The sequence below is a fragment of the Tateyamaria sp. ANG-S1 genome (assembly GCF_000814025.1).
Lineage (GTDB): Bacteria > Pseudomonadota > Alphaproteobacteria > Rhodobacterales > Rhodobacteraceae > Tateyamaria.
In genome coordinates this window covers 592,527-617,197 of sequence record NZ_JWLL01000003.1, presented here as the reverse complement: position 1 = coordinate 617,197, position 24,671 = coordinate 592,527, and the positions used below count along the sequence as shown (strand labels likewise).

Here is a 24,671-nt window from a genome sequence, read left to right as displayed (position 1 = left end):
TCTCCTGGCAGACGAATTCAACCTTAGGTCGAATGTTTGGCGGTGGACAGGGTAGGGACCTTTTGTTGGTCTGCGCTGTGGCTGTGTTGCTTAGGAAAACGGCAGATCGTTTGTTCCGATGCGCGCAGCGCTGGAACCGCTGGCTTGCGTGCGGGGCGTTCGCGTGGTCAAAAACGCTGACCCAACGACCGAGGCGCCCATGACCCCGCATCGCTTTCCGCTGACTGTTTATTATGAAGACACCGACATGGCGGGGGTTGTCTATTACGCCAACTACTTGCGGTACATTGAGCGTGCGCGCTCTGAAATCGTTGAAGAATGTGGCTTGGATCAAGTGGCCATGCGGGCCGAGGGGCTGGTTTTTGTCGTCACGCGGGTGGAGGCCGATTACATCTCGCCCGCGCGGATGGCGGACCGGTTGGAGGTCGTCACCACACACCGTGCGGCAAGCCCGGTGCGCTGGACCTTTGATCAGGAGGTGCAGCGTGACGGGCAGGTGTTGTTCCGGGCGCATGTGGTGGCCGTGACCATGACAACGGCCGGAAAACCGGTGCGTTTGCCCGCGGAAATCCGCGCAATGAACACATAATACCGGTGTTCTGACGCCGAAGTGATAGCTTTCCCCTGTCCTTTGCCTTAGTCTTTGCGCCAGACAAGAGCCGAAGAAGCGGCCAAACAAAAGAGCAGGCAGTATGGAAGCAGAAGCGCTCGCCCTGGCGCACGAGGTTGATTTCTCGATGTGGGGGCTTTTCATGCGCGCGACCCTGACGGTGAAATTGGTGATGATCATGTTGATTGTCGCCTCGTTTTGGGCGTGGGCTATTATCATTCAGAAAATCCTGATCTACCGCCGTGCGCGGGCCGAAGCCGACCGGTTTGATCGCGCGTTCTGGTCGGGGGAGCCTTTGGATGGCCTTTTTGATCAGATTGGGCCGGACCCGGATGGGCCATCTGAGAAGGTGTTTGCCGCTGGCATGATCGAGTGGCAGCGCTCGCATCGCGAGGATGGCGGGTTGATCGCAGGAGCGACGAGCCGGATTGATCGGTCGATGGACGTGGCCATCGCTAAGGAGGCCGAGAAGCTGCAGAGCGGCTTGACCATTCTGGCCACCGTGGGGTCGTCTACGCCGTTTATCGGTTTGTTTGGCACGGTGATCGGCATCATGAATGCCTTTATCGAGATCGCGGAGCAGCAGAACACGAACCTTGCCGTTGTGGCGCCCGGGATTGCGGAGGCGCTGCTGGCCACCGGTCTTGGGCTGTTGGCCGCTATTCCGGCGGTGATCTTTTACAACAAGCTGACGGCGGACAGTGACCGGATCGTGGCGGGGTACGAGGCGTTCTCGGACGAGTTTGCCACTATCCTAAGCCGCCAGTTGGACGGCTGAGCCATGGGCGCAGGTGTCATGCAGAACGAGCGCAGCGGGTCGCGCCGCCGCCGCCGTCGCGCACAGCCGATGGCTGAGATCAACGTCACGCCTTTTGTCGACGTGATGATGGTGTTGCTTATTATCTTCATGGTTGCGGCACCGCTCTTGACCGTGGGTGTGCCGGTGAACCTGCCCGAGACTGCGGCCAATGCGCTGCCGACGGATCAGGAGGAGCCGTTGACCATCACGGTCACTGCGACGGGTGAGATCCAGATCCAGACCACGCCTGTCGCGCGCGGCGAGTTGATTGGCCGCTTGCGGGCCATTGCGGCTGAACGTGACGGGGATCAGGTGTTTCTGCGGGCCGATGGGGCCGTGCCCTACGAGCAGGTGATGCAAGTTATGGGCGCCCTCAATGCCGGTGGGTTTTCGAACATTGGCCTTGTGACCGATATTGGCGGGCCGACGCTGGACGGTGAGGAGGGGTAACCTCTTGAACACCGGGCAGGTCATATCGGGCATCGGGCATGCGGGCCTGATCGGCTGGGTCCTGTTTGGCGGGGCCTTCCAGTCCGAGCCGTTGCCCTTTGAGGTCACAGAAGTGTCGGTCATCTCGTCCGATGCGTTCGAGGCGATGATACCGACGGGTCCGAGCCCGGATACGGCGACTGACGTGGCCTTGCCCGTGCAGCCTGATGTGGAGCCTGATCCGGTCGAAACCCCTACGCCGGATGAGGCGGTTGAGGCGGAACCGCCCGAGCCGACGCCGGCCCCGGAACCGGATGTGGTGCCCGAACCGCCCGCGCCGGAGCCTGAGCCACAGGTGGCGGACGATGCGCCTGTGCAACCCGCGCCTCAGGAGCAGGCCGTTGTTGTCCCGGACATTGCCCAGCGTCCCGTGCCGCGCGCCGCGGAGCGGGTGGCACCGGATCCCGTCGCGCCGCCAGAGCCGGAGGCCGCGCCGGATGATGTGCAGCAGGAGGCTGTGACGGAAAGCGATACGGGCGAAAGCCAACAGGACGCTCAAGAAGCAACGGCACCCGAAGAGGCCACGACCGAGATCGTGACCGAGGCAGAAGAGCCCGCCGGTGCGCCCACCGCGTCCATTCGCCCGCCTGCGCGGCGGCCCAGCCCGCCGGTCCAGACGGCTGAGCCTACGCCTGAACCCGAACAACCCGCACAGGAGCCGCAGACGCAGCCGGAATCCGAACCCGAGCCTCAAACAGCCGAGCCTGCGGACAGAACAGATGACGTAAATGATGCCTTGCGCCAGGCGTTGGGCGGGGCAGATGATAACGTGCCTCAAGGCCCGCCGCTGTCGGCAGGGGAAAAGGACGCGCTGCGGGTCGCGGTGTCGAATTGCTGGAATGTGGGCTCGCTGTCGTCAGAGGCGTTGCAGACCACGGTCGTGGTCACGGTGGAGATGAGCCAGGACGGCAAGCCCGTGATCCCGTCGATCACGCTGGCGTCGAGTTCCGGGGGGAGCCAAGCTGCGGCCCAGCAAGCCTTTGAGGCGGCGCGGCGCGCGATCATTCGCTGCACGCGCGATGGATATGACCTGCCTGCTGAGAAATATGGGCAGTGGCAAGAAATTGAGATGACGTTCAATCCCGAAAGGATGCGTATCAAATGATGGTTCGAGTATTTTTCATGATCCTGATGTGTCTGGCCCCGGCATGGGCTGCGGCACAGAACGGGCCCTTGCGGATTGAGATCACCGAAGGGGTGATTGAACCCTTGCCTGTGGCCATTCCCGACCTCGTGCCCGAAGGTGGCGCGGCTGGTGACTGGGGCCAGCGCATCGCGCGCGTCGTAGCCGAGGACCTGACCGGCACGGGCCTCTTCCGGGAGATCCCGTCATCGGCTTTTATCAGCCAGGTCAGTGATTTTGCGGCGCCCGTGCAATATGCGGACTGGAAGGCGATCAACGCGCAGGCCCTCGTGGCAGGCGCGGTGAGCGTGAACGGCAACCAGATCAACGTGAAATTCCGGCTTTATGACGTGTTTTCGGGCGCGGAACTGGGCGACGGGTTGCAACTGGCGGGCACCACGGATGCGTGGCGGCGGATTGCGCACAAGATGGCCGATGTCGTCTATTCCCGGATCACTGGCGAGACCGGATATTTCGACAGCCGCGTCGTCTTTGTCAGCGAAACCGGTCCAAAGGATGATCGCCGCAAGCGGTTGGCCATCATGGATTATGATGGGGCCAATATTCAGTACCTGACCGGCTCGGAATCCATCGTGCTGGCCCCGCGCTTTTCGTCCACGGGCGACCGGGTGCTTTACACCAGCTACGAGACGGGCTTTCCCCGCATCTACGTTCTGGACGTGGGCAGCGTGCAGCGCCGTGTGTTGGAAAGCCAGCCCGGCACCATGAGCTTTGCCCCCCGCTTTGCGCCCAATGGACGGACGGTGGTCTACTCGTTGACCCAAGGGGCCAATACCGACATCTGGTCGATGGACATCAATTCCGGCCAGACGCAGCGCCTGACATCGACGCCTGCGATTGAGACTGCGCCAAGCTTCAGCCCGAACGGGGACCAGATCGTGTTTGAAAGCGACCGGTCCGGCACGCAGCAGCTTTACGTCATGCCTGCGGGCGGCGGTGAGGCGCGGCGGATTTCCTTTGGCGAGGGGCGCTATGGTACGCCGGTGTGGTCGCCACGCGGAGACCTGATTGCGTTTACCAAGCAGTCCAAGGGCAGGTTCCACATTGGCGTGATGCGCACGGACGGGTCTGAGGAGCGTTTGCTGACCGCCTCTTTCCTGGATGAAGGGCCAACCTGGGCGCCCAACGGACGTGTGATCATGTTTTCGCGCGAAACCCAGGGTGCTGCGGGCCGATCTACCCTATATTCGGTGGACATCACGGGCCGCAACCTGCGCCCGGTGCGCACGCCCGATGGCGGGTCGGACCCGTCCTGGGGTCCATTGCAGAATTGAAGGGTTGCGTTTTCCTCGGACCGAGGAACGTGATAGTCTGAACATAAGATGCCGCCGGAGCGGCGCGTTAACCAGAGAGGCAGAGGCCATGAAACTGAGAACGTCTATGTTGATGCTGTGTGCGGCGCTGGGTGTCGCTGCGTGTACCAATCCTGCCAGCTTGGGCGGGGCAGGCGCAGGCGGTGATGCGCTGGGAGCCGGTGCAAACGGCGGGTTCGTTGCTGGAAGCGCGTCGGATCCAGCCTCGCCCGCATATTTCCAGCAGGCGGTGGGCGACAGGGTTCTGTTTGCCGTTGATCAGTCGACATTGACGCCAGAGGGCCGTGCGACACTGGACGGGCAGGCCGTGTGGCTTTTGCAGAATGCGGACTATACCGCCGTGATCGAAGGGCATGCCGACGAACAAGGCACGCGCGAGTACAACCTCGCCCTTGGCGCACGCCGTGCCGATGCGGCCCGTGCCTATCTGGTGAGCCAGGGTGTGCAGCCAGGCCGCTTGCAGGTCGTCAGCTTCGGCAAGGAGCGTCCCGTTGAAATATGCAGCGAAGAAGCCTGCTATGCCAAAAACCGTCGGGCTGTTACGGTGCTGGCCGGGGGGCTGACCAGCTAGGCTAGGGGATATGTCTGTGGGGAAACGGTTTATTGTGGGTGCTGTGCTGGCGTTGGCTGTGGCCGCGCCGGTTGCGGCGCAGGATCAGACGTTGGCCGATATCCGGCAGGAGCTGATCGTGCTGAATACCGAGATGCAGCGCCTGAAGCGTGAGCTGTCGACTACGGGCGGGGTGTCGGGCGGTGTGACCGGTGCGGGCACGGTTCTGGACCGTGTCGATATCATTGAGCGTGAATTGCGCCGTTTGACCGACATGACCGAGCAGTTGGAGTTCCGCATCAATTCTGTGGTGTCCGATGGCACCAACCGTGTCGGCGATCTGCAGTTCCGCCTGTGTGAACTTGAGCCGGACTGTGACATTGGGGCGTTGGGCGATACGCCTGTTTTGGGCGGTGGCGAGGCGCCGGTCACGGCGCCTGCTGCGCCCGCCCAGCCCACGACGGATGCGCCACAACTTGCAACGCAGGAAAAGGCCGACTTTGAGCGGGCGCAGGAGGCGCTCGCATCCGGTGACTTTCGCGCCGCCGCGGATCAGTTTGCGACCTTTAATCAGACCTACCCCGGCGGACCGCTAGCGATCGAGGCCGAGGTGCGGCGCGGTGATGCGCTGGAGGGCTTGGGTGATGTACGCGAGGGCGCGCGAGCCTATCTGTCGGCGTTCACCTTGGCGCCTCAGGGCCCTCTTGCCGCCGAAGCGCTTTACAAGCTGGGCGCTGCGCTGGGCCGTTTGGGCCAGACGCAGGAAGCCTGTGTGACATTGGCCGAAGTCGGTGTCCGCTTTCCCGGTGCACCGGTCATTGCCGACGCCCAGGGGGCGATGCAGAACATCGGCTGCTCCTGATCTATGTTGGCCCCGCTAATCGCCGCAATCGAGGCGCAGATGGGTTCTGCACCCCCCGCCAAACTGGGTGTGGCCGTATCGGGGGGCGGCGATTCTGTCGCCTTGACGGCGACCCTTGTGCACTATTGCCGCGATAATGACGTGGAATTGCATGTCATCACCGTCGATCACGGTCTGCGGGAAGAGGCAAAGGACGAGATCGCCCTTGTGACCGATCTGTGTTCGCGCTGGAACTTGCCGCATCACGTCGAATACTGGACCGGCTGGGATGGGCAGGGGAACCTGCAGGCCGCTGCGCGCGACGCCCGATATGAGCTGATTGCCGATTGGGCCTATGCCAACCGCATCGGGACCGTTGCCCTGGGCCACACCGCCGATGATCAGGCCGAGACCTTTCTTATGCGCCTTGCGCGAGGCGCGGGTGTTGATGGGCTGAGTGCGATGGCCGCCCGACGTGTCCGCCATGGGATCACCTGGGTGCGTCCCTTTTTGGGGATCGAACGGTCGGCGTTGCGCAATTATCTGCGCGCCTCGCAGATCGCCTGGAGCGAGGACCCCAGCAACCAGTCGCGCCAGTTCGAGCGGGTGCGCGTGCGGGACGCTCTGACAATCCTTGGAACGCTAGGGATCAGGGCCGAGACGCTGGTGGAGGTGGCCGATCACATGGCGCGTAGCCGCGAAGCTCTTGATTGGCAAACCTTTTTAGCGGCACAGGATATGGCGCAGGTGATCCATGGGGTCATCGCCATTGACCTGGCCAAGTTCCGTCTGCTGCCCCAGGAAATTGCTCGCCGGTTGATGGTGCACACGCTTGGTTGGACCTCGCAACACGCCTATCCACCGCGCAAGGAGCCGGTGGCGCGCGCCATTGCCGCCGTGCGCACAGGTCAGAGTGCGACGCTGGACGGCTGTCAGGTCAGTGTCGAAAACGGGATGATTTGGGTCTTTCGCGAGTTGAACGCGGTCAAGGACATGGTCTGTGAAGTGGGTGACATGTGGGATGACCGCTGGCTGATCACGGGCCCCGAAGACGACCCGGATCTGGAGGTGCGCCCGCTGGGGTACGAGGCGTTGGCGGGCATCGACGGGTGGCGCGAGATCGGGTTGCCGCGCGCAGCCCTCGCTGCATCCCCGGCGGTTTGGTACAACGATGAGCTGGTCGCGGCCCCGTTCGTCGGGTTCGATGACGAATGGACGGCAGAGCTGGACGGCGGCAAGGATGCCTTTTTCGCCGCACTTTTATCTCATTGAACATGTGCGCTGCATAGCTATCTTAGATGAAACGGTGCGCGCGGAGGTCGTGCGCCGGTAAAATCAGGAGATTTTCCTTGGGAAACGCACGTAATATCGCCTTCTGGGTTGTACTGTTTCTGCTGATCCTCGCGCTGTTCAACCTGTTTGGCGGGTCGGGCAACACGCTGCAAAGCCGCGAGATCACCTATTCCGAGTTTGTAAGCGCTGTCGAAGACGGCACTGTGACATCCGCCACGCTGGACGGTGAACAGGTGCGCTTCCGCCGCGGGTCCGAAGAGTTCGTGACCATCAAGCCCGAAGACGCGGCCGTGACCGATCTGCTGATCGCGAACGAAGTGCCCGTGCAGGTCGAGCCGCAACAACAGTCGGGCTTCCAGACCTTTATCATCTCGCTGCTGCCCTTCCTGCTGCTGATCGGTGTGTGGGTCTATTTCATGAACCGCATGCAGGGTGGCGGCAAAGGCGGAGCCATGGGCTTTGGCAAGTCCAAGGCCAAGATGTTGACCGAAAAACATGGGCGCGTGACCTTTGACGATGTGGCCGGCATTGACGAGGCCAAGGACGAACTGGACGAAATCGTTGAGTTCTTGCGCAACCCGCAGAAATTCAGCCGTCTGGGCGGTAAGATCCCCAAGGGCGCGCTGCTGGTAGGCCCTCCGGGTACTGGTAAGACGCTGCTGGCCCGTGCTGTGGCTGGGGAAGCGGGTGTGCCGTTCTTCACCATCTCGGGCTCTGATTTTGTCGAGATGTTCGTCGGTGTGGGTGCGTCCCGTGTTCGTGACATGTTCGAACAGGCCAAGAAAAACGCGCCTTGCATCGTGTTCATCGACGAGATCGACGCCGTGGGTCGCCATCGTGGCGCCGGTTACGGCGGTGGCAATGACGAGCGTGAACAGACCCTCAACCAGTTGCTGGTCGAGATGGACGGTTTTGAAGCGAACGAAGGTGTGATCATCATCGCGGCGACCAACCGTAAGGACGTGTTGGACCCTGCGCTGTTGCGTCCGGGCCGGTTTGACCGTCAGGTCACCGTGGGCAATCCCGACATCAAGGGCCGCGAGAAAATTTTGGGCGTGCATGCGCGCAAGACACCGCTGGGCCCTGACGTTGATCTGCGCATCATTGCGCGCGGCACGCCCGGTTTCTCGGGTGCTGATCTGGCGAACCTCGTAAATGAGGCAGCGCTGATGGCAGCCCGTGTGGGCCGCCGTTTTGTCACTATGGTCGATTTCGAGAGCGCCAAGGACAAGGTCATGATGGGGCCGGAACGCCGCAGCATGGTCATGACGCCCGAGCAGAAGGAAATGACGGCCTATCACGAGGCCGGGCACGCGCTGGTGGGACACCTGCTGCCCAAGTGTGATCCTGTCTACAAGGCGACGATCATTCCGCGCGGCGGTGCGCTGGGTATGGTGATGAGCCTGCCCGAGATGGACCGCCTGAACATGTTCAAGGACGAATGCCACCAGCGTCTGGCCATGACCATGGCGGGCAAGGCGGCTGAAATCTTCAAATACGGCGAAGATCAGGTGTCGAACGGGCCTGCGGGGGATATCCAGCAAGCCTCCGCCCTTGCCCGTGCGATGGTCCTGCAATGGGGGATGTCGGACAAGGTTGGCAATATCGACTATTCCGAAGCGGCTCAGGGCTATCAGGGCAACACGGCTGGTTTCTCGGTCTCTGCAAACACCAAGGAGTTGGTTGAGCAGGAAGTGCAGCGGTTTATCCAGGATGGATATGAGCTTGCGCGCAAGATCATCGAGGAAAACCAGGAAGAGTTTGAGCGTCTGGCGCAGGGCCTTCTGGAGTACGAGACCCTGACCGGCGAAGAGATCGAGCGCGTGATGCGCGGCGATCCCCCGCATGCGCCCGACGATGATGAGGGCGGCTCCAAGGTCGAGGACAAGAAGCCGAGCCTCACTGCCATTCCCAAGGCCAAGAAGAAGTCTGGCCCCTCGGGTGATGGCGGGATGGAACCGGAACCAACCTGACATTCCATTTGCTGAAATCAGCGTCACAAAAAGTCATTGGCCCCGCCGCGTGCGGGGCCTTTTAGTGCGGGGTGTCAGAATTTTGAAAAGGTCACGATCATGCCTGCGTTGAAGCCCACGTCTTTTACTGCTGCGATTACCTGGTTGGGCTGGGTGCCAAGCCGGGAGGCCAGCTTGCGGGCTGAACCGCTAGATGTGGTTGAGGTAACGCTTGATGGCTTTCCCGGCGAGGATCATGGCGGGCCGACGCGCCCGTCCTGCAGCCGCGTGCGCAGCCAGTACGCGCGTGGGACAGAGATCAGGAATACGCGGCAATTGTGCATTGTGAGTGCCGAGGAACTGGCGTTGACGGCTGAGGCCATGGGGTTGGAGCGGATCGACCCGTCTTGGGTCGGCGCATCGCTCGTGATCGAGGGCATTCCGGACTTCACCCATGTGCCGCCTGCTTCGCGCCTGATGTCTGAAAGCGGCGTGGGGATCGCCATCGACATTGAAAACCGCCCTTGCATCTATCCCGGCAAGGAGATCGAGGCGGAAGCGGAAGGGTTTGGGAAGCTATATAAACCCGCGGCGAAGGGGCGGCGGGGTGTGACGGCGTGGATCGAGCATGGCGGCGTCTTGGCGGTGGGAGACGAACTGGTCCTTCATGTCCCAGATCAGCCCGTCTGGCCGCATTTGGACGCAGCGCGGGCGAGCTGAAGGCGGGCGTAAGGCGGAGGTGTCCTCCGCCGGTCGCAGGTTTCGCGAATTTGCCTACCGTTTCCGAAATGAAACCCTTGGTCCCAATTGGGCCGCTGATATCGTCCAAAATGTCGGAATCGCGCGCATGACCCCTAGGCATGCGCCTGTATGCAGGCCACGAAAGACGTGCCCAATCCAAGGACTGCGGAGAGCATCATGGCCTACAAATCCGACATCGAAATCGCGCGCGAAGCGAACAAGAAGCCGATCCAGGAGATCGGTGCCAAGCTGGGCATCGAAAGTGCCGACCTGCTGCCTTACGGCCATGACAAGGCGAAGGTGAGCCAGTCCTTCATCAACTCGGTGCAGGACCGCGCGAACGGTAAGCTGATCCTGGTGACTGCGATCAACCCAACGCCTGCGGGCGAGGGCAAGACCACAACGACCGTAGGTCTGGGCGACGGTCTGAACCGCATTGGCAAGAACGCCTGCGTCTGTATCCGCGAGGCGTCGCTGGGCCCGAATTTTGGCATGAAGGGTGGGGCCGCTGGTGGTGGCTATGCCCAGGTCGTGCCGATGGAAGAGATGAATCTGCACTTCACGGGCGACTTCCACGCCATCACGTCGGCCCACTCGCTGCTGTCGGCGATGATCGACAACCACATCTACTGGGGCAACGAACTGGAGATCGACACCCGCCGCGTCGTGTGGCGTCGTGTGGTCGACATGAACGACCGTGCGCTACGCCAGATCACGGCCTCGCTTGGCGGCGTGGCCAACGGTTTCCCGCGGGAAGCAGGCTTTGACATCACTGTGGCGTCGGAAGTCATGGCGATCCTGTGCCTCGCTAAGGACCTGAAAGATCTGCAGAAGCGGCTGGGTGACATGATCGTGGCGTACCGCCGTGACCGCTCGCCCGTGTTTGCCCGCGACATCAAGGCCGATGGGGCGATGACCGTGCTGCTGAAGGATGCGATGCAACCGAACCTTGTGCAGACGCTGGAGAACAACCCGGCCTTCGTCCACGGCGGTCCGTTCGCGAACATCGCGCACGGCTGTAACTCGGTCATCGCGACGACTACGGCGCTGAAACTGGCCGACTACGTTGTGACCGAAGCGGGCTTTGGTGCGGATCTGGGTGCCGAGAAGTTCATGAACATCAAGTGCCGCAAGGCCGGACTGGCTCCGTCTGTGGTGGTTTGCGTGGCGACTGTACGTGCGATGAAGATGAACGGTGGCGTTGCGAAAGCCGATCTGGGCGCCGAGAACGTTGAAGCGGTCAAGGCGGGTTGCCCGAACCTGGGTCGTCACATCGAGAACCTGAAGAGCTTTGGCGTGCCGGTCGTTGTCGCCATCAACCACTTCGTCACGGACACCGATGCTGAAATTCAGGCGGTCAAGGACTTCGTGGCCGAACAGGGGGCCGAGGCCATCCTGTCGCGTCACTGGGAACTGGGGTCCGAAGGGTCGGCTGATCTGGCGACCAAGGTTGCGGAATTGGCCGATGCCGACACCGCCAACTTCTCGCCCATCTACCCCGACGAGATGCCGCTGGCCGAAAAGATCCAGACCATCGCCAAGCGCATCTACCGCGCGGACGAGGCGCTGATGGACAAGAAGATCCGCGATCAGCTGAAGCTGTGGGAAGAGCAGGGCTATGGCAACCTGCCGGTCTGCATGGCGAAGACGCAGTATTCGTTCTCAACCGATCCGAACCTGCGCGGCGCGCCCACGGGTCACTCGGTGCCTGTGCGCGAAGTACGTCTGAGCGCCGGTGCTGGGTTCATCGTAGCCGTCTGCGGCGAGATCATGACCATGCCGGGCCTGCCGCGCGTGCCGTCGGCAGAGAACATCATGCTCAACGATGAGGGACAGATCGAAGGTTTGTTCTAAGCCGCAACCACCTCTCGGCCCCGTCACAATACGATGACGGGGCTGAAACCCGATTGACCCGGTGCCGCCTGCGCGGTCAGCGTACTCCCCATCATTTGGAGGATGACCCATGACCAAATTGCTTGCATTGATCGCCGCCCTTGTCCTTGCCACCACGGCAACCCACGCACAGGAGCGATACGAAGGGTACTACTACCCAGAGGTGACCTCGACCGAAGAGTTCACGCGCGTGATCCGGCAGGCGCCGCAATCGAGCAAGGGGGTACGGGTTGACTTCGTGACCAACCTCACGGTCGCCCAATTGGCCGCCCCTGAAAGCCCGCGTTTCGTGTTCTTTGCCAAGGGTGAGGACGCCAAGCATCTCAACGTCATCGCCCTCGATGATGACGTGTTTTCCACGCTGTTCCGCGCCCGTGCTGTGCTGGCGCAGATGACATCCAACATGCGCAACAACGATTTCTTTCGCGCGCAAGAGCTGCAATTCGTAGCGACTTTTTTCGATCTGCTGCAACTGATGGAATTCGACACGCTGGTCGTCAGCGATGGCGAAACCTGGGCGCATCAGGTGAACTTCGTCCGATAATCAAGGAGACTGGACCCCCATGACCGCGACTGTGATTGATGGAAAGGCCTTTGCGGCCAAGGTACGGGGCCAGGTGGCCGACCATGTGGCCCGCCTGAAGGAGGCGCATGGGATCACGCCCGGCCTGGCCGTAGTGCTGGTAGGCGAGGACCCGGCGAGCCAGGTCTATGTCCGGTCCAAGGGCAAGATGACGGTCGAGGTCGGGATGAAGAGCGTCGAGCATAAGTTGAATGCCGATACGTCCGAAGAGGATCTGCTGGCGGTTGTGCAGTCCCTGAACGAAGACCCGGAGATCCACGGTATTCTGGTGCAACTGCCGCTGCCCGGGCATCTGAACGAGGATCTAGTGATCAACTCCATCGATCCGGCCAAGGATGTGGACGGGTTCCATATCTCGAACGTGGGGCTGTTGGGGACGGGTCAGAAGTCGATGGTGCCTTGCACGCCGCTCGGGTGCCTGATGATGCTGCGCGATCATCACGGGTCGCTGTCGGGGTTGAATTCTGTCGTCATTGGCCGGTCGAACATCGTGGGCAAGCCGATGGCGCAGCTTTTGCTGAACGACAGCTGCACGGTCACCATTGCCCATTCGCGGACCAAGGACATTCAGGATGTGGTGCGTGGTGCGGATGTGGTTGTTGCTGCCGTGGGACGGCCCGAGATGGTGACGGGTGAGTGGATCAAGCCCGGAGCGACTGTGATCGACGTGGGCATCAACCGCATTGATGCTCCGGAAAAGGGCGAGGGTAAGACGCGCCTTGTGGGTGATTGCCATTATGACAGCTGTGCCGAGGTGGCAGGCGCCATCACTCCTGTGCCCGGTGGTGTGGGGCCGATGACCATTGCGTGCCTGCTGGCGAACACGGTGACAGCGTGCTGTCGGGCGAATGGTCTTGCGGAGCCTGAGGGGCTGACGGCCTGAGGCGGATCAGGATCCGCCTTACGCTTGCACCGGAACCATTGTGCCTTGGAGAATGGCGACGAGGGTGTCTGTGTTGTCCTTAAGGGCGAACACCTCTGAGGTGACTACGATGAGGCGACGGCCGGGTTTAATGACCCGGCCTTTTGCGATGAGACGGTCGCCAATGGCGGGGGCGATGAGGTTGATCTTGATCTCTGCTGTGACGACGTCCTGATTTTCGGGGATGGTCGTGAGCGCGGCATAGCCTGCCGCGCTATCGCCGAGGCCGAAAGTTAAGGCGGCGTGCGCAAAGCCCTGTTGCTGGCGGCAACCGGGCAGTATGGGCGCGAAGAGGATGACACTGCCTTCGGCGACGTAGTCCAGCGTGGCGCCGAACGTTTGCATCATGCTTTGCCTGGCAAAGCTGGCGGCGATCCGGTCCTTCATGCGGCCCCGCGGGGCATGGGCACTTGCACCGGTTTGGGGCCTGTCAGGATGGCGCTGGCGTCGGGGCGCATGAGCTTCGTCAGCACCATATCGTGACTGCGCAGCCCGCCCGTATAGGTGCCGTAGGCGGGCAGGATCAGCTTGTCACTGTCGAGGAGAAAGGCGGGGCGCGAGATTGTGCGGGCGCGCGTCTGCAGAGTGGCCTTGGGGTGGTAGTGGCCGGAGATTTCACCGCTGGCGCCGGGTTCGGCGATGTGGCGGAAGGTGAGCGGGCCGAGGCTCAGGTCTGCGAGGTGCGTGCCGCCGAACTCGATGGGGCCGGGGTCGTGATTGCCTTCGATCCAGATCCATTGGCGGCCTGCTTGAAGGCGCGCGATCCAGAGGCGTTCTTCCTCTGGCAGACTGCGGGCGGCGGTGAGGTCGTCAAAACTGTCACCGAGGCATATCACGGTACGCGCACTTGTCGTGTCGAGGTCGGCCGCGAGGCGGGTGAGCGTGTCGCGAGTCTCGTAGGGTGGAAGCTGTGTGCCGGAGCGGCGGGCGATGCGTTCGGCTTTGCCGAGGTGCAGGTCGGAGACGCACAGCAGGTCTTCGTCGGGCCAGTAGAGGGCGCCGGAGCCGAGCGCTTTGAGTGCGGCGCCAGCGAGGGAGAGATCGCAGGTGTTCATACTTTGTTCATACGCTGGCGCAGGGGGCGCATCAAGATGCGCCTTACGATTTGGGGGCGCTGCCCCCGGCGCGTGCCGCGCCTCCCCCGTCGTATTTTCAGTCAGAAGAAACAGAGATTTTAGAATGGTACGCGCCATTCCTTCTTTTTGGGTTCCGGGGGCAGGCCCGCTGTGGTCATCAGGCGTTCGGCTTCTTCGGCGAGCAGCTTTTCTTCGGCGAGCCCTTTGATGGGGACGCGGCCAACTTCGAGCATGAGGGGGGCGGCCAGTGGCGTGACACGTTTGTGTTCAGTCAGGTCGATGCGGTCGCCAATGCGGGCGCACATTTCCTCAATCCGGCCGAAGTCGACGAGGCCGCGCATGGCCTCCTCTCGGGTGATGTGCATCATCAGGTGGTCGGGGTCGTATTTGGCGAGCGTGTCGTAGAGGATGTCGGAGCTGAACGTGGCTTGGCGGCCGGTTTTGCGGTTCGAGGGCAGGTTGCGTTCGATGAGACCCGCAATGGTGGCGGAGGCGCGGAAGGTGCGTTTCATCACAGCGTTGCCTGCGAGCCATGTGTCGAGACCGTTGCGCAGGGCGTCGATGTCGAAGAGGGGCTGTGGATCGGTGATTTTATCGAGGCCCCAGATCAGTGTCGCGTAGTCGGTTGCGAGGAAGCCGAGGGGGTTGAGGCCGGTTTCTTCCATTCGTTTGGTGAGTAAAAGTCCCAGTGTTTGCATGGCGTTACGACCTGCAAAGCCGTAGACGGCGGTGTGGATACGGTTGTCGTGCGGGAAGCTTTCGATCAGAAGGCGGCCCGGTTCGGGCAAGCGACTGACCTCGCGTTGGAGTGTCAGCCAGTCGGAGGTGTGCGGGGGCAGGGCGGGCCATGTGTCCTGCTGGAACATCTCGATGATACGGTGGCTGAGTTGGGTTGAGGTAGCGAATTTGGTGCCGAGGAAGGTCGCGATCTTGGGCTTCTTGGCGGAGTCCCGAGTGACTTGGACCGTCATTTCGCGCAAGGAGTCGTAGCGGACGATCTGGCCGCCGATCAGGAATGTGTCGCCCTGGGTCAGGGTGGCCGCGAAGCCTTCTTCGATCTCGCCGAGGGGTTTGCCGCCGCGGCCTTTCCAGCGGACCTTGACCGTATCCGTGTCCTGGATCGTGCCGATGTTCATGCGGATGCGTTGGGCGCTGCGCGGGTCGCGCAACTGCCATTGACCGTCGGCGCGTTGCAGCAGGCGTTTCCACTGGTCATAGGCGCGGAGGGCGTAGCCGCCCGTGGCGCAGAAATCGAGGCAAGCGTCGAATTCTTCTTTTGTTAGAGTGCTGTAGGCGCCGGTGCTCTTCACCTCTTGGTAGAGGTTCATCGCCTCGAACGGGCCTGCGCAAGCGCGGATCAGGATGTGCTGGCAGAGCACGTCGCGGGGTCCGGGGCCGCGTGGGTCGCCGTCTAGTGCGCCCTCGTGCACGGCGTCGAGGGCCGCGACGCATTCTACTACCTCAAAGCGGTTGGCGGGGACCAAGAGCGCTTTGGACGGGGCGTTGTAGCGGTGGTTGGCGCGGCCGATGCGTTGGACGAGGCGTTTGACGTTTTTGGGGGCGCCGACCTGGATGATCAGGTCGACGTCGCCCCAGTCGATGCCGAGGTCGAGCGTGCCGGTGCAGACGATTGCCTTGAGCTGCCCGTCGACCATGGCCTGTTCGACCTTTTCGCGTTGTTGGCGGTCGAGGCTGCCGTGGTGGATGCCGATGGGCAACTGCTCTTCATTGGCGAGCCAGATGTTGTGGAAATAGAGTTCGGCCTGGGCGCGGGTGTTGTGGAAGATGAGGGTGGTTTTGTGTTTCTTTACCTCTTCCAGCACAGCGGGGATGGCGTATTTGCCGCCGGACCCGGACCACGGCGGGGGCTCGTCTGTCACCAACATCTGGATGTCAGGTGGGGGCCCTGGGTCAGCATGTAGTATGTCGCACGGGTCGGGGTGCTTGGCGAGGAGATGGGCGATGGCCTTTGGGTCCTCGACCGTGGCTGACAAGCCCACGCGCTTTAGGTCGGGGCGGAGGGCTTGGAGGCGAGACAGGGCGAGGAACATCTGGTCGCCGCGTTTGCTTTCGGCGAGCGCGTGGATTTCGTCGACGATCACCCGTTTGAGACCCGCGAACATGCGCGGGGCGTCTTCATAGGACGTGAGCAGCGCGAGGCTTTCTGGCGTGGTCAGCAGGATGTGCGGCGGGTCGGCGCGTTGGCGTTTTTTCTGGGTTTGCGAGGTGTCGCCGGTGCGGTCCTCAATGCGGATGTCGAGGCCCATTTCTTCCACGGGCGTGCGAAGATTTCTTTTGATATCAGCGGCTAAGGCCTTGAGCGGGGAGATGTAGAGGGTGTGCATTCCCTCGTGTTCGGACGTTGCCAGATCGGCCAGTGTGGGCAGGAAACCGGCGAGGGTTTTGCCGCCGCCTGTGGGGGCGATGAGCAGGAGGGCGGGGTCGCCCGCCCTGTCCAGCATCTGTTGCTGGTGCGGGTGGATGGACCAGCCTTTGGAGGCGAACCAGTCGGTGAAGATGTTGGGGAGGGTCGTCATGGGGCGCAATGTAGCGGGTGGGGTGCGTGTGGGAAGTGCGGGATGGGGGCCAGCCCCCATACCCCCGGGATTTTTTTGAANNCCCCCCGTGCACCATGCGTACACCCCCTGTGCACCGGGTGCGGGCGGTCTGGGAGGGGTTAACGCAACGTGCGGTGGTCAGGTGTGCCGTGCCGAGTCCGGGCCTATCGCGTGCGGGGGCGGAGTTGTACGATGGTGGCCTGCACTTGTTTGGGCAGGGATGTGTCGGCGCCGGCCGGGGCGGCGTCGAGGGCCGCGGCGACGTCCTTGACCAGGATGCCGATGGAGTTGTCGGGGGTGTAGCCGTGTTTGGCGAATTCAATCGTCTCGAAGCCGGAGGCGAGCCAGTTTTGGCCCGAGGACGTCTCGATCAGGTTGAGAAGGTGTTGGGTGTCTAGCCCGGCCTCGTCCGCCCAGTCGAGCACAAGCCGTGTCATAGCGGTATGCGAAGCCGCCAGCAGGTTGTTGAGCACCTTGGCCTGCATGCCCGCACCGAAGCCGCCCATGTGGTGGAAGTGTTCACCCATGAGGGCAAGGAGCGGTGTGGCATCTGCGATGTCGCGGTCGCTGCCACCCAGCATGAAGCTGAGCCTGCGATCCTGTGCTGCGACGACGGCGCCAGACATCGGCGCATCGATCAGCGTGATGTGATCCGGGATGCGGTCGCGCAGGCCGTGGATGTATCGGGGCGAAAGCGTTGAGCAGATCAAGATACGCCGCAGGTTGGGGGCGGTGCCCATCAGGTTCTGGATGTCAAAAAGGAGCGCGTTTGTCTCGTTCTCGTCCCGCACAACGGAAAAGAGGGTCTCTAGCCGAGGGGCAAAGGCCATGATGTTTGTGGTGACGTGCGGCAGCCCCGGATCGACGACGTCGAAGCCCATGGCATCCACGCCGCCATCGCGCAGGGCCTCCAGCATCGGCAGGCCCATGCGCCCACATCCCGCCAGCCCGATCATTTGACGATATGTTCGTCCTTGACGAACATGTTGGCCCACGCGCGGTCAATCAGCTCGGGCGTCATTTGCAGGGGGATGCCTTCGAAATTGCAGGTCGCGACCATCTGGTCCACCAGGAAGTTTGGCTGGTAGTTGGCGTAGATGTTGTCGATGGTCGGGTATTTGACCTTGAGCAGGTGCACGAGCGCTTCTTCGTTCAGGGTCATCCCCTTTTTCTTGGCGACCATGGCGAAGATTTTCAGGAAGTTGGCCTGGTTCGGGCCGTCGATCTTGATCTTGAAGAAGATCCGGCGGAGCGCGGCCTGGTCAAAGATTTCGTTCGGGTGGAAGTTGGTGGAGAAGACCACCAGAGTGTCGAAGGGCACCTCGAACTTTTCGCCTGATTGCAGGGCGAGGATGTCTTTGGACTCCTCCAGCGGAACGATCCAGCGGTTGACCAGTGCCTGCGGCGGTTCGGCCTGGCGGCCAAGGTCGTCCACGATAAAGATGCCACCGGTGGATTTCAGTTGCAGCGGCGCCTGATAGGTGCGGGCCGTCGGGTTGTAGACGAGGTCGAGCATGTCCAGTGACAGCTCACCCCCGGTGATCACCGTGGGCCGTTCGCATTTGACGTAGCGCTTATCGTAGGGTGTGACCTTGCGCAGGGCGCGGGGGTCTTGCGCCGTTTCCGGGGCGACGGCGTGAACGATTGGGTCAAAGACCGTGATGACCTGGCCCGCATATTCGATGGCGCGGGGGACATAGACGTTGTCACCCAGCGCGTCGCGGATGCCGTTCGAGATTGAGGATTTGCCGTTGCCGGGAGGGCCGTACATCAGGATCGAGCGGCCAGCCGAGACGGCGGGGCCAAGCTGGTCAAGCAGGTCATCGGGCAGGACGAGGTGGCCCATGGCGCCGGTGAGTTGCTGGCGCGTGACCATGATGTTGCGGATGGATTGCCGTTTGACCTGTTCGCGGTAGACCTCGAGCGGGACGGGCATGGCGCCGAAGTATTCCGACTGTGCCAGCGCGTCGAGCGCGCGCGCCTTGCCGCCATCGGTGAGTTGGTAGCCCATTTCGTTGCCATTGTTGGCGTTGAGCGTGCCCGTCGCCTCCATCAGCCGCTGGTCGCGGCACATGTCGATCAGTTCCTGCACCACAGGGATGGGCAGGCACATTGCCACCGACAGGTCGGAGACCATGTCGAGGGTCTTGCGGAACATGGTTTTCAGCAAGATGTCCCGCATCATGACGACAGGCAGCTTCATCTCCTGCAGCCGTTTGGGTGCCGGGGGCGCGATCACGTCCGAGACTTGCATGTTCATGGGGTTGGCCTGTGTTCTGCTGCGTTTTGTTGTGTTTGAGCTAACGCAGCAGTTCGGCCAAAATGTGACCTTAAAGGGTCAAGAGCCGTACATAGCGGCGAGGATAAGGTAGATCGCAAGCGTGGGGCCGAGGGCGAAGCCCATGGGGAATCTGCGGCCTTTTGGGCTCCAGCTTGTCCAGTTGGGCGCGTAGTTTCGCAGGGATGTGCGCTTGGCGATTGTGTGGACGGCGTAAGCGGCCAAAAGGACGGCGGCGAAGAGCGCCATGACCAGGCGGATGTCGCCCAGTGCCACATAGGGTGCTGCGGCTGCGAGGAATTTGGCGTCGCCTGCGCCCATAGCCCCTGCGGCATTCAGTACCATACCGGCAAGCAGGACGATGCCGAGATGCGCCAGTTGCCAGAGATAGGTGTCCAATGGGTAGAGGAAGGGCCCCATAGCCGCGAAGATTGCGGCCATCGTTATGACCGTGGGGTTGGTGATCCGCATCTCTGACAGATCCGTGTAGGCCACGTAGAGGCAGAGCGGGACGAGCAGCGGCAGGAACCACAGCGCGACCGAGGCCGAGAGTGCCATGTCCGGTTATCCGTTCGAGACGTTGTTTTCGAGGGCGCGGAGCGAGCGCACGGCGGCTTCGAAATGCTGGGGATGCGTTTCGATGGCGTCGCGCAGCAGCCCTTTGCCGGTTTGCAGGTCACCCTTTTTCACCGCGGCGAGGCCGAGCGTATGCAGAAGCTGCGCGCGCTCGGTCTGGTCCATGGGGATTACGGGCAGGGCGTAGTTGCCTTGGGCGCCGCGGGCGAGGATCAGGTTGTTCTTGGCGGTGAACAGGGTCGGGTCTTGGCGGATCGCGTCGGTGAAGAGTCGCTCGGCATCTTTGAAGTCGCCGCGTGTCAGCTTGGAATAGCCCCAGTTGTTCAGCACGCCGGAGGGGCGGGTCGTCAGGCCGATGGCGGTTTCATAGAAGCTGTCGGCCTTCTTCCATTCCTGGTTGCTGTCGGCGATCAATGCCTCAAGCCGGTAGCGTTTGAAGGTCTCGATGGTCGGTGGGACCTTGTCCAGCTCCTCTTCGGCGCGGGCCCAGTCGCCGGCGCGCAGGAGGGCGTCGGCATAGTCGACGCGGTCGTCATTGGTTACGCCGTTCATGTCGATGAACTTGGCATAGGCTGAGGTCGCTTCGGTGTAGCGCTTGGCGCGCACGAGGCTGGTGGCAAGGCCGCGATGGGCGTCGATGCGGTCGGGGTTTTCCTTGACCGTGCGGTTGAAGTAGGTCACCGCCTCGTTCGGGTCGGCCACCGTCAGCATCACGTCGCTGAGGTTGCTTTCGTCCACCACGTTTACGTCTTGAAACGCGCGTTCCACGGTTTCGTCGGCGTTTTTCTCACCGCACGCGGCAAGGGCGGTCATGCCTGCCAATGACACGGCCAAAATCACGGAGTGGCGCATGTTTGCGTCCTTTTTCCTGCTCGTTCGCGCCGCGCTATTGCTGCACGGTCGCATCCCTTTTGCGCCCCGAAAAGCGCAGCCTCAGACCCACCCCCAGGGTGGCAAATCAAGATGCAGTGCGGATTAGAAAGTCACTGCTGCCTCGACGGACCAGTTTGTACTGGTTCTCGTTGATTTCCACGGTAGCAGAATTTTCGGATTTTGCGAGTGCCAAGCGCAAATTATCCCGAATAAGTGTGCTTTCTCCGTCATCGAGGGCGAAGGCCTTGCGGAAGATCTGGATCGCTTCGAACGTTTCACCCCGTTCCATCAGCACAACGCCCAGGTTGTTGAGGTCTTCGGGATAGGGATCGAATTCGGTTGTGGCGCGGCGCAGGAGCTTTTCGGCCTGGTTGAGCCGACCAAGGCCCAGATTGGCGGTGCCCAGGCCTGACAGGATTTCCGCATCAAAGCCGCCACGGTCGAGGGCGGCGCGGTTGAAGGAGCGGATGGCCAGCTCGAACTCGCCCGCCGCAATCAGGCGGTGGCCCACTTCGACGCCGTCAACGCCTTGCGCGCGCCGGTCGATACCGGGCGCAAAGGGGCCGGTCTGGGAGGCGTCTATGCGCGGCTCACCACAGGCGGAAACGGCAAGGGCGAGGATCAGGGCGCATCCGGCCCGTATGCCTGTGATCATGGTGGGCTTTGCCAGTTTGCTCAAACGTCTTGCACCGTGCGCCCCGATTGGGCCGCACGGTGCAGACTGCTTAGCATGGGTTTCGGCGCTGGCCTAGTTGCCAAGATTGCTGAGGTTGCCCAATTGCGTGATGCCGTGTGCCGACGGACCCACAAGGATTATCAGCAGCGGCGGCACAGTCAGCATCATGGTCGCCAGCGTCATCTTGGTCGGCAGCTTGTTGGCGGCTTCCTCGGCGCGCATCACGCGCTTGTCCCGCATCTCGCCTGCGTAGACGCGCAGGGCTTCGGCGATGGAGGTACCGAAACTGGCCGACTGGATCAGCACGGTGACAAAGCTGGACACGTCCTGTACGCCGCAGCGTTCGCCCATGTCATTCAGCACCGTGATTTTATCCTTGCCTGCTTTCATTTCGTAGCTGACGACCATGAATTCGTCGGCCAAGGCTGGATAAGACGCGCGCAATTCATGCGCCACGCGAGTGATCGATTGATCCAACGATTGCCCGGCCTCGACACAGACAAGCAGCATATCGAGCGAATCCGGGAAGCCCTGGGTGATTTCTTCTTGCCGTTTGGTGACGCGCTTGTTCACCCAGTATTGTGGCAGGTAATACCCAAGACCGCCCGGGCCGAGCGTGAACATTATCATCTTCTGGGTGCTGAGCGTGTCGGTTTCCACAATGAAGTTGGTGTATACGACGCCGAGGAGCAGACCGGCGACACCCAGAATGAATTGCGCGGCGTGGAACATGCGCACGGCATCGCGCGACTGATAGCCCGCCTGCCGCAGGGTGAGCTGGCGCTTGGACATTTCCTCGACATCTTCGGGTTCGAGGAATTTGGAGAAACGTTCAAGCTGTTCGTTCCGTGCGCCCTGGCGCAGCCGCTCTTTTTGCGGCCCGCCTGTGATCACGCCTTTTTGCGCCTTTTTCAGCTTGGTCAGGGGGTCTTCGGGCTGCTTGAGCATCATGATGACGACGATCACCACCATCATCAGGCCAAGCACGCCCGCGATCACTATGGGACCGAGGGGACCAAGGATATCCGTTATGGGTTGCAGCAGGGCGTCCATTTTTCGGCTCCTTACACTTTGATGTTGGTCAGCATGCGCATCACGAACAGGTTGGCGCTGAGAAATACGCCCACCGCGATACAGGCGGGGATGAAGAAGGCGTGATCGCGCACTTCGTCATAGTAGTGCGGGTCGGTCACGTTGATCACGATCAGCGCCACGATGGGGAAGGCGGACAGGAATTTGCCGGACCACTTGGCCTCTGCCGTGATCGCCTTGACACGACGGAACAGGCGGAAGCGGGCGCGGATCACTTTCGCCAGACCGGCGAGGATTTCGGCGAGGTTACCACCCGATTGCTGCTGGATCGTAACGGCGACCGATAGGAAGCGCAGGTCCTGCATGTCGAGCCGTTCGGCCATATCCTTGAGGCTTTCGCCCACGTCGCGGCCGAAGGCGGCTTCGTCCGCGATCAGTCCGAATTCCGACGCCAGAGGGTCCTGTACCTCTTTCGACACGATCTGGATGGCAGAGCTGAACGGGTGGCCGACGCGCAAGCTGCGCACCATGAGTTCCACCGCGTCTGGCAGCTGTTCTTCGATCATCGCCAGGCGTTTGCCTGCTTTGGACGAGACCCAGAAATAGACGGCGCCGATGCCGATGCCGATGGCCAGCAGGACGCGGACAGGTGTGTCCGTGGCTGTGCCAACGCTGAGACCGATGAAGGCTACGGCCGAGAGCCCCGCCATGATCAGGATCAGTTGCTGCGGTGTGAAGGCAATGGCCGCCTTTTGCGCTTTGTCGGCGAGAAGGGAGTAGAGCGGGATGGACCGCGCGCCCATGTGTTGCTGCATCTCCTTTCGGAGTTGTTCGAGCACTTCCTCGCGCCTTCCACCGGCCTTGTTCAGCATTTCCAGCCTACGGTTCACGCGGCTGTTGAGACTGATGGACTTGCCAAAGGCGACGAGGTATAGGCCCTCGACCAAAACGAGGACGCCGATGAAGATCAGGCCGTAGATAATTGGTTCTGCGCTCATTTTTGATCCCCAAATAACAAATGACAGGACATAAAACTCATCCTTACTGGGCGGCGACGGGTTCGTAGATGGATGCGGGCAAATCGTACCCCCAGAGGCGGAAGCGTTCGGAATAGTGCGAGCGCACGCCGGTGGCGGTGAAGTGACCGATGATCTTGTTGTCGGGCGTGAGGCCCACACGCTGAAAGCGGAACACTTCCTGCATGGAGATCACGTCGCCCTCCATCCCCGTGATTTCCGTGATGGATGTCATGCGGCGTGAGCCGTCTTGCAGACGCGAGGCCTGCACGATGAGGTTCACAGCGGACGAGATCTGGGACCGGACCGCCTTGATCGGCATTTCGATCCCGGCCATGGCGATCATGTTTTCAAGGCGCGAGACCCCATCGCGGGCGGAGTTGGCGTGGATCGTGGTCATCGACCCGTCGTGGCCGGTGTTCATAGCCTGGAGCATGTCGATGACTTCTTCGCCCCGCGTCTCACCCACGATGATGCGGTCGGGGCGCATCCGCAGCGCGTTTTTCAGACAGTCGCGGGGCGACACCTCGCCCTTGCCTTCGACGTTGGGCGGGCGGCTTTCCATCCGGCCCACATGGGTCTGTTGCAGCTGGAGTTCGGCCGTATCCTCGATAGTCAGGATGCGTTCGGCGTTGTCGATGAAGGACGACAGGGCGTTGAGCGTGGTCGTTTTACCGGAACCCGTACCGCCCGAGACGATCACGTTGAGGCGCGTGGCAACGGCGGCTTGCAGATATGCGGCCATTTCCTCGGTGAAGGCGCCGAAATTGACCAGGTCATCGATGCCGAGCTTGTCCTTTTTGAACTTCCGGATGGAGACGAGGCTACCGTCCACCGCGATGGGTGGCACCATGGCGTTGAAACGCGAACCATCCTGCAAACGGGCGTCCACATAGGGGTTGGATTCATCGACGCGGCGGCCCACGGCGCTCACGATCTTGTCGATGATACGCAGGAGGTGGCGTTCATCTTTGAACGTGATGTCGGTCAGTTCGAGCTTACCGGCGCGTTCGACAAAGATCTGTTGCGGTCCGTTGACCAGGATATCGTTGACGCTTTCGTCTTTCAGAAGCGTTTCGAGCGGGCCAAGGCCCGTCACTTCGTCAAAGAGTTCCTGGTTCAGAGTCTGGCGATCCTCGCGGTTGAGGATGATGTTCTTTTCGGTCAGCACCTCGGCGGAGATAGCGCTGATTTCCTGACGCAGATCCTGTTCGCTGGCGTGTTCAAGCGCCGCGAGGTTCAGGTTATCGAGCAATGCACGGTGCAGTTCGAGCTTGATTTCGCCCAGACGTTCCTTGCGCTTACGCTCTTTGTCCATAGGCGTGACTGTTGCGGATTTGGCCGGAGCCGCCTTGCGCGCGATCTTGGGCTTGTCGTCGGCCTTGGGCAGTTCGGCCACCTTCTCCTCGGGAGCGGCGGCTGTCTTTGGCGCGGCTTTTTTGTACTTGGAAAACAT

24 protein-coding genes are annotated in these 24,671 nt (G+C 61.8%); 13 read left to right on the top strand and 11 right to left on the bottom strand.

Annotated elements, in window-relative coordinates; translation table 11 throughout:
• Positions 1–199: 199 nt before the first annotated feature.
• From RA29_RS04885 to folD, 13 genes are all read left to right on the top strand, one after another.
• Positions 200–589, top strand: coding sequence for a YbgC/FadM family acyl-CoA thioesterase (locus RA29_RS04885; RefSeq protein WP_039683987.1), 390 nt, complete (start codon positions 200–202; stop codon positions 587–589).
• Positions 590–692: 103 nt separating this feature from the next.
• A complete protein-coding gene (gene tolQ / locus RA29_RS04880; protein ID WP_039683399.1) occupies positions 693–1,388 on the top strand; it encodes a protein TolQ in 696 nt (231 codons plus the stop codon).
• 3 nt (positions 1,389–1,391) lie between these two features.
• Positions 1,392–1,859, top strand: coding sequence for a protein TolR (gene tolR, locus RA29_RS04875; protein WP_039683397.1), 468 nt, complete (start codon positions 1,392–1,394; stop codon positions 1,857–1,859).
• 4 nt (positions 1,860–1,863) lie between these two features.
• A complete protein-coding gene (locus tag RA29_RS04870) occupies positions 1,864–3,003 on the top strand; it encodes a hypothetical protein (protein ID WP_039683395.1) in 1,140 nt (379 codons plus the stop codon).
• Complete coding sequence (gene tolB / locus RA29_RS04865) at positions 3,000–4,316, top strand: Tol-Pal system beta propeller repeat protein TolB (RefSeq protein ID WP_039683394.1); 1,317 nt, start codon at positions 3,000–3,002, stop codon at positions 4,314–4,316. The genes RA29_RS04870 and tolB overlap by 4 nt, the downstream gene beginning before the upstream one ends.
• An 88-nt stretch (positions 4,317–4,404) precedes the next feature.
• Positions 4,405–4,926: a peptidoglycan-associated lipoprotein Pal gene (pal, locus tag RA29_RS04860; protein ID WP_039683392.1), complete on the top strand. Its 522-nt coding sequence runs from the start codon at positions 4,405–4,407 to the stop codon at positions 4,924–4,926.
• A gap of 10 nt (positions 4,927–4,936) precedes the next feature.
• The gene (locus RA29_RS04855) at positions 4,937–5,767 is read left to right on the top strand and encodes a tetratricopeptide repeat protein (RefSeq protein WP_039683391.1); all 831 of its coding nucleotides are present in this window, start codon (positions 4,937–4,939) and stop codon (positions 5,765–5,767) included.
• A 39-nt stretch (positions 5,768–5,806) separates the two neighbouring features.
• Positions 5,807–7,018, top strand: a complete 1,212-nt coding sequence (gene tilS / locus RA29_RS04850) for a tRNA lysidine(34) synthetase TilS (RefSeq protein ID WP_241462546.1) — start codon at positions 5,807–5,809, stop codon at positions 7,016–7,018.
• Positions 7,019–7,095: 77 nt separating this feature from the next.
• Positions 7,096–9,012: an ATP-dependent zinc metalloprotease FtsH gene (gene ftsH / locus RA29_RS04845; RefSeq protein WP_039683383.1), complete on the top strand. Its 1,917-nt coding sequence runs from the start codon at positions 7,096–7,098 to the stop codon at positions 9,010–9,012.
• 99 nt (positions 9,013–9,111) lie between these two features.
• Complete coding sequence (locus RA29_RS04840; protein ID WP_039683381.1) at positions 9,112–9,711, top strand: sulfurase; 600 nt, start codon at positions 9,112–9,114, stop codon at positions 9,709–9,711.
• Positions 9,712–9,909: 198 nt separating this feature from the next.
• A complete protein-coding gene (locus RA29_RS04835; RefSeq protein ID WP_039683985.1) occupies positions 9,910–11,586 on the top strand; it encodes a formate--tetrahydrofolate ligase in 1,677 nt (558 codons plus the stop codon).
• A 109-nt stretch (positions 11,587–11,695) separates the two neighbouring features.
• Positions 11,696–12,169, top strand: coding sequence for a hypothetical protein (locus RA29_RS04830; protein ID WP_039683379.1), 474 nt, complete (start codon positions 11,696–11,698; stop codon positions 12,167–12,169).
• Between the two features lie 19 nt (positions 12,170–12,188).
• On the top strand, positions 12,189–13,091 hold the full coding sequence (gene folD, locus RA29_RS04825) for a bifunctional methylenetetrahydrofolate dehydrogenase/methenyltetrahydrofolate cyclohydrolase FolD (RefSeq protein WP_039683377.1): 903 nt from the start codon (positions 12,189–12,191) through the stop codon (positions 13,089–13,091).
• An 18-nt stretch (positions 13,092–13,109) separates the two neighbouring features.
• Here folD and RA29_RS04820 read toward each other — a convergent pair whose 3' ends face one another.
• From RA29_RS04820 to RA29_RS04770, 11 genes are all read right to left on the bottom strand, one after another.
• On the bottom strand, positions 13,110–13,517 hold the full coding sequence (locus RA29_RS04820) for a PaaI family thioesterase (RefSeq protein WP_039683376.1): 408 nt from the start codon (positions 13,515–13,517) through the stop codon (positions 13,110–13,112).
• A complete protein-coding gene (gene pdeM, locus RA29_RS04815) occupies positions 13,514–14,185 on the bottom strand; it encodes a ligase-associated DNA damage response endonuclease PdeM (RefSeq protein ID WP_039683374.1) in 672 nt (223 codons plus the stop codon). The genes RA29_RS04820 and pdeM overlap by 4 nt, the downstream gene beginning before the upstream one ends.
• Before the next feature lie 119 nt (positions 14,186–14,304).
• A complete protein-coding gene (locus tag RA29_RS04810) occupies positions 14,305–16,743 on the bottom strand; it encodes a ligase-associated DNA damage response DEXH box helicase (RefSeq protein WP_039683373.1) in 2,439 nt (812 codons plus the stop codon).
• Positions 16,744–16,928: 185 nt separating this feature from the next.
• Entirely contained in the window at positions 16,929–17,720 is a 792-nt protein-coding gene (locus tag RA29_RS04805) for an NAD(P)-binding domain-containing protein (RefSeq protein ID WP_039683370.1), read from the bottom strand.
• A complete protein-coding gene (locus RA29_RS04800) occupies positions 17,717–19,024 on the bottom strand; it encodes an ATP-binding protein (protein ID WP_039683369.1) in 1,308 nt (435 codons plus the stop codon). The genes RA29_RS04805 and RA29_RS04800 overlap by 4 nt, the downstream gene beginning before the upstream one ends.
• 78 nt (positions 19,025–19,102) lie before the next feature.
• Complete coding sequence (locus RA29_RS04795) at positions 19,103–19,600, bottom strand: prepilin peptidase (RefSeq protein ID WP_039683366.1); 498 nt, start codon at positions 19,598–19,600, stop codon at positions 19,103–19,105.
• A 6-nt stretch (positions 19,601–19,606) separates the two neighbouring features.
• Positions 19,607–20,470: a tetratricopeptide repeat protein gene (locus tag RA29_RS04790; RefSeq protein ID WP_039683364.1), complete on the bottom strand. Its 864-nt coding sequence runs from the start codon at positions 20,468–20,470 to the stop codon at positions 19,607–19,609.
• 106 nt (positions 20,471–20,576) lie between these two features.
• On the bottom strand, positions 20,577–21,170 hold the full coding sequence (locus tag RA29_RS04785) for a tetratricopeptide repeat protein (protein WP_241462545.1): 594 nt from the start codon (positions 21,168–21,170) through the stop codon (positions 20,577–20,579).
• 69 nt (positions 21,171–21,239) lie between these two features.
• Positions 21,240–22,220, bottom strand: a complete 981-nt coding sequence (locus RA29_RS04780; protein ID WP_052249463.1) for a type II secretion system F family protein — start codon at positions 22,218–22,220, stop codon at positions 21,240–21,242.
• A gap of 11 nt (positions 22,221–22,231) precedes the next feature.
• Positions 22,232–23,197 carry a type II secretion system F family protein gene (locus tag RA29_RS04775; RefSeq protein WP_039683360.1) on the bottom strand — a complete coding sequence of 322 codons (966 nt, stop codon included), beginning with the start codon at positions 23,195–23,197 and terminating at the stop codon, positions 22,232–22,234.
• Positions 23,198–23,240: 43 nt separating this feature from the next.
• Positions 23,241–24,671: a CpaF family protein gene (locus RA29_RS04770; RefSeq protein WP_039683359.1), complete on the bottom strand. Its 1,431-nt coding sequence runs from the start codon at positions 24,669–24,671 to the stop codon at positions 23,241–23,243.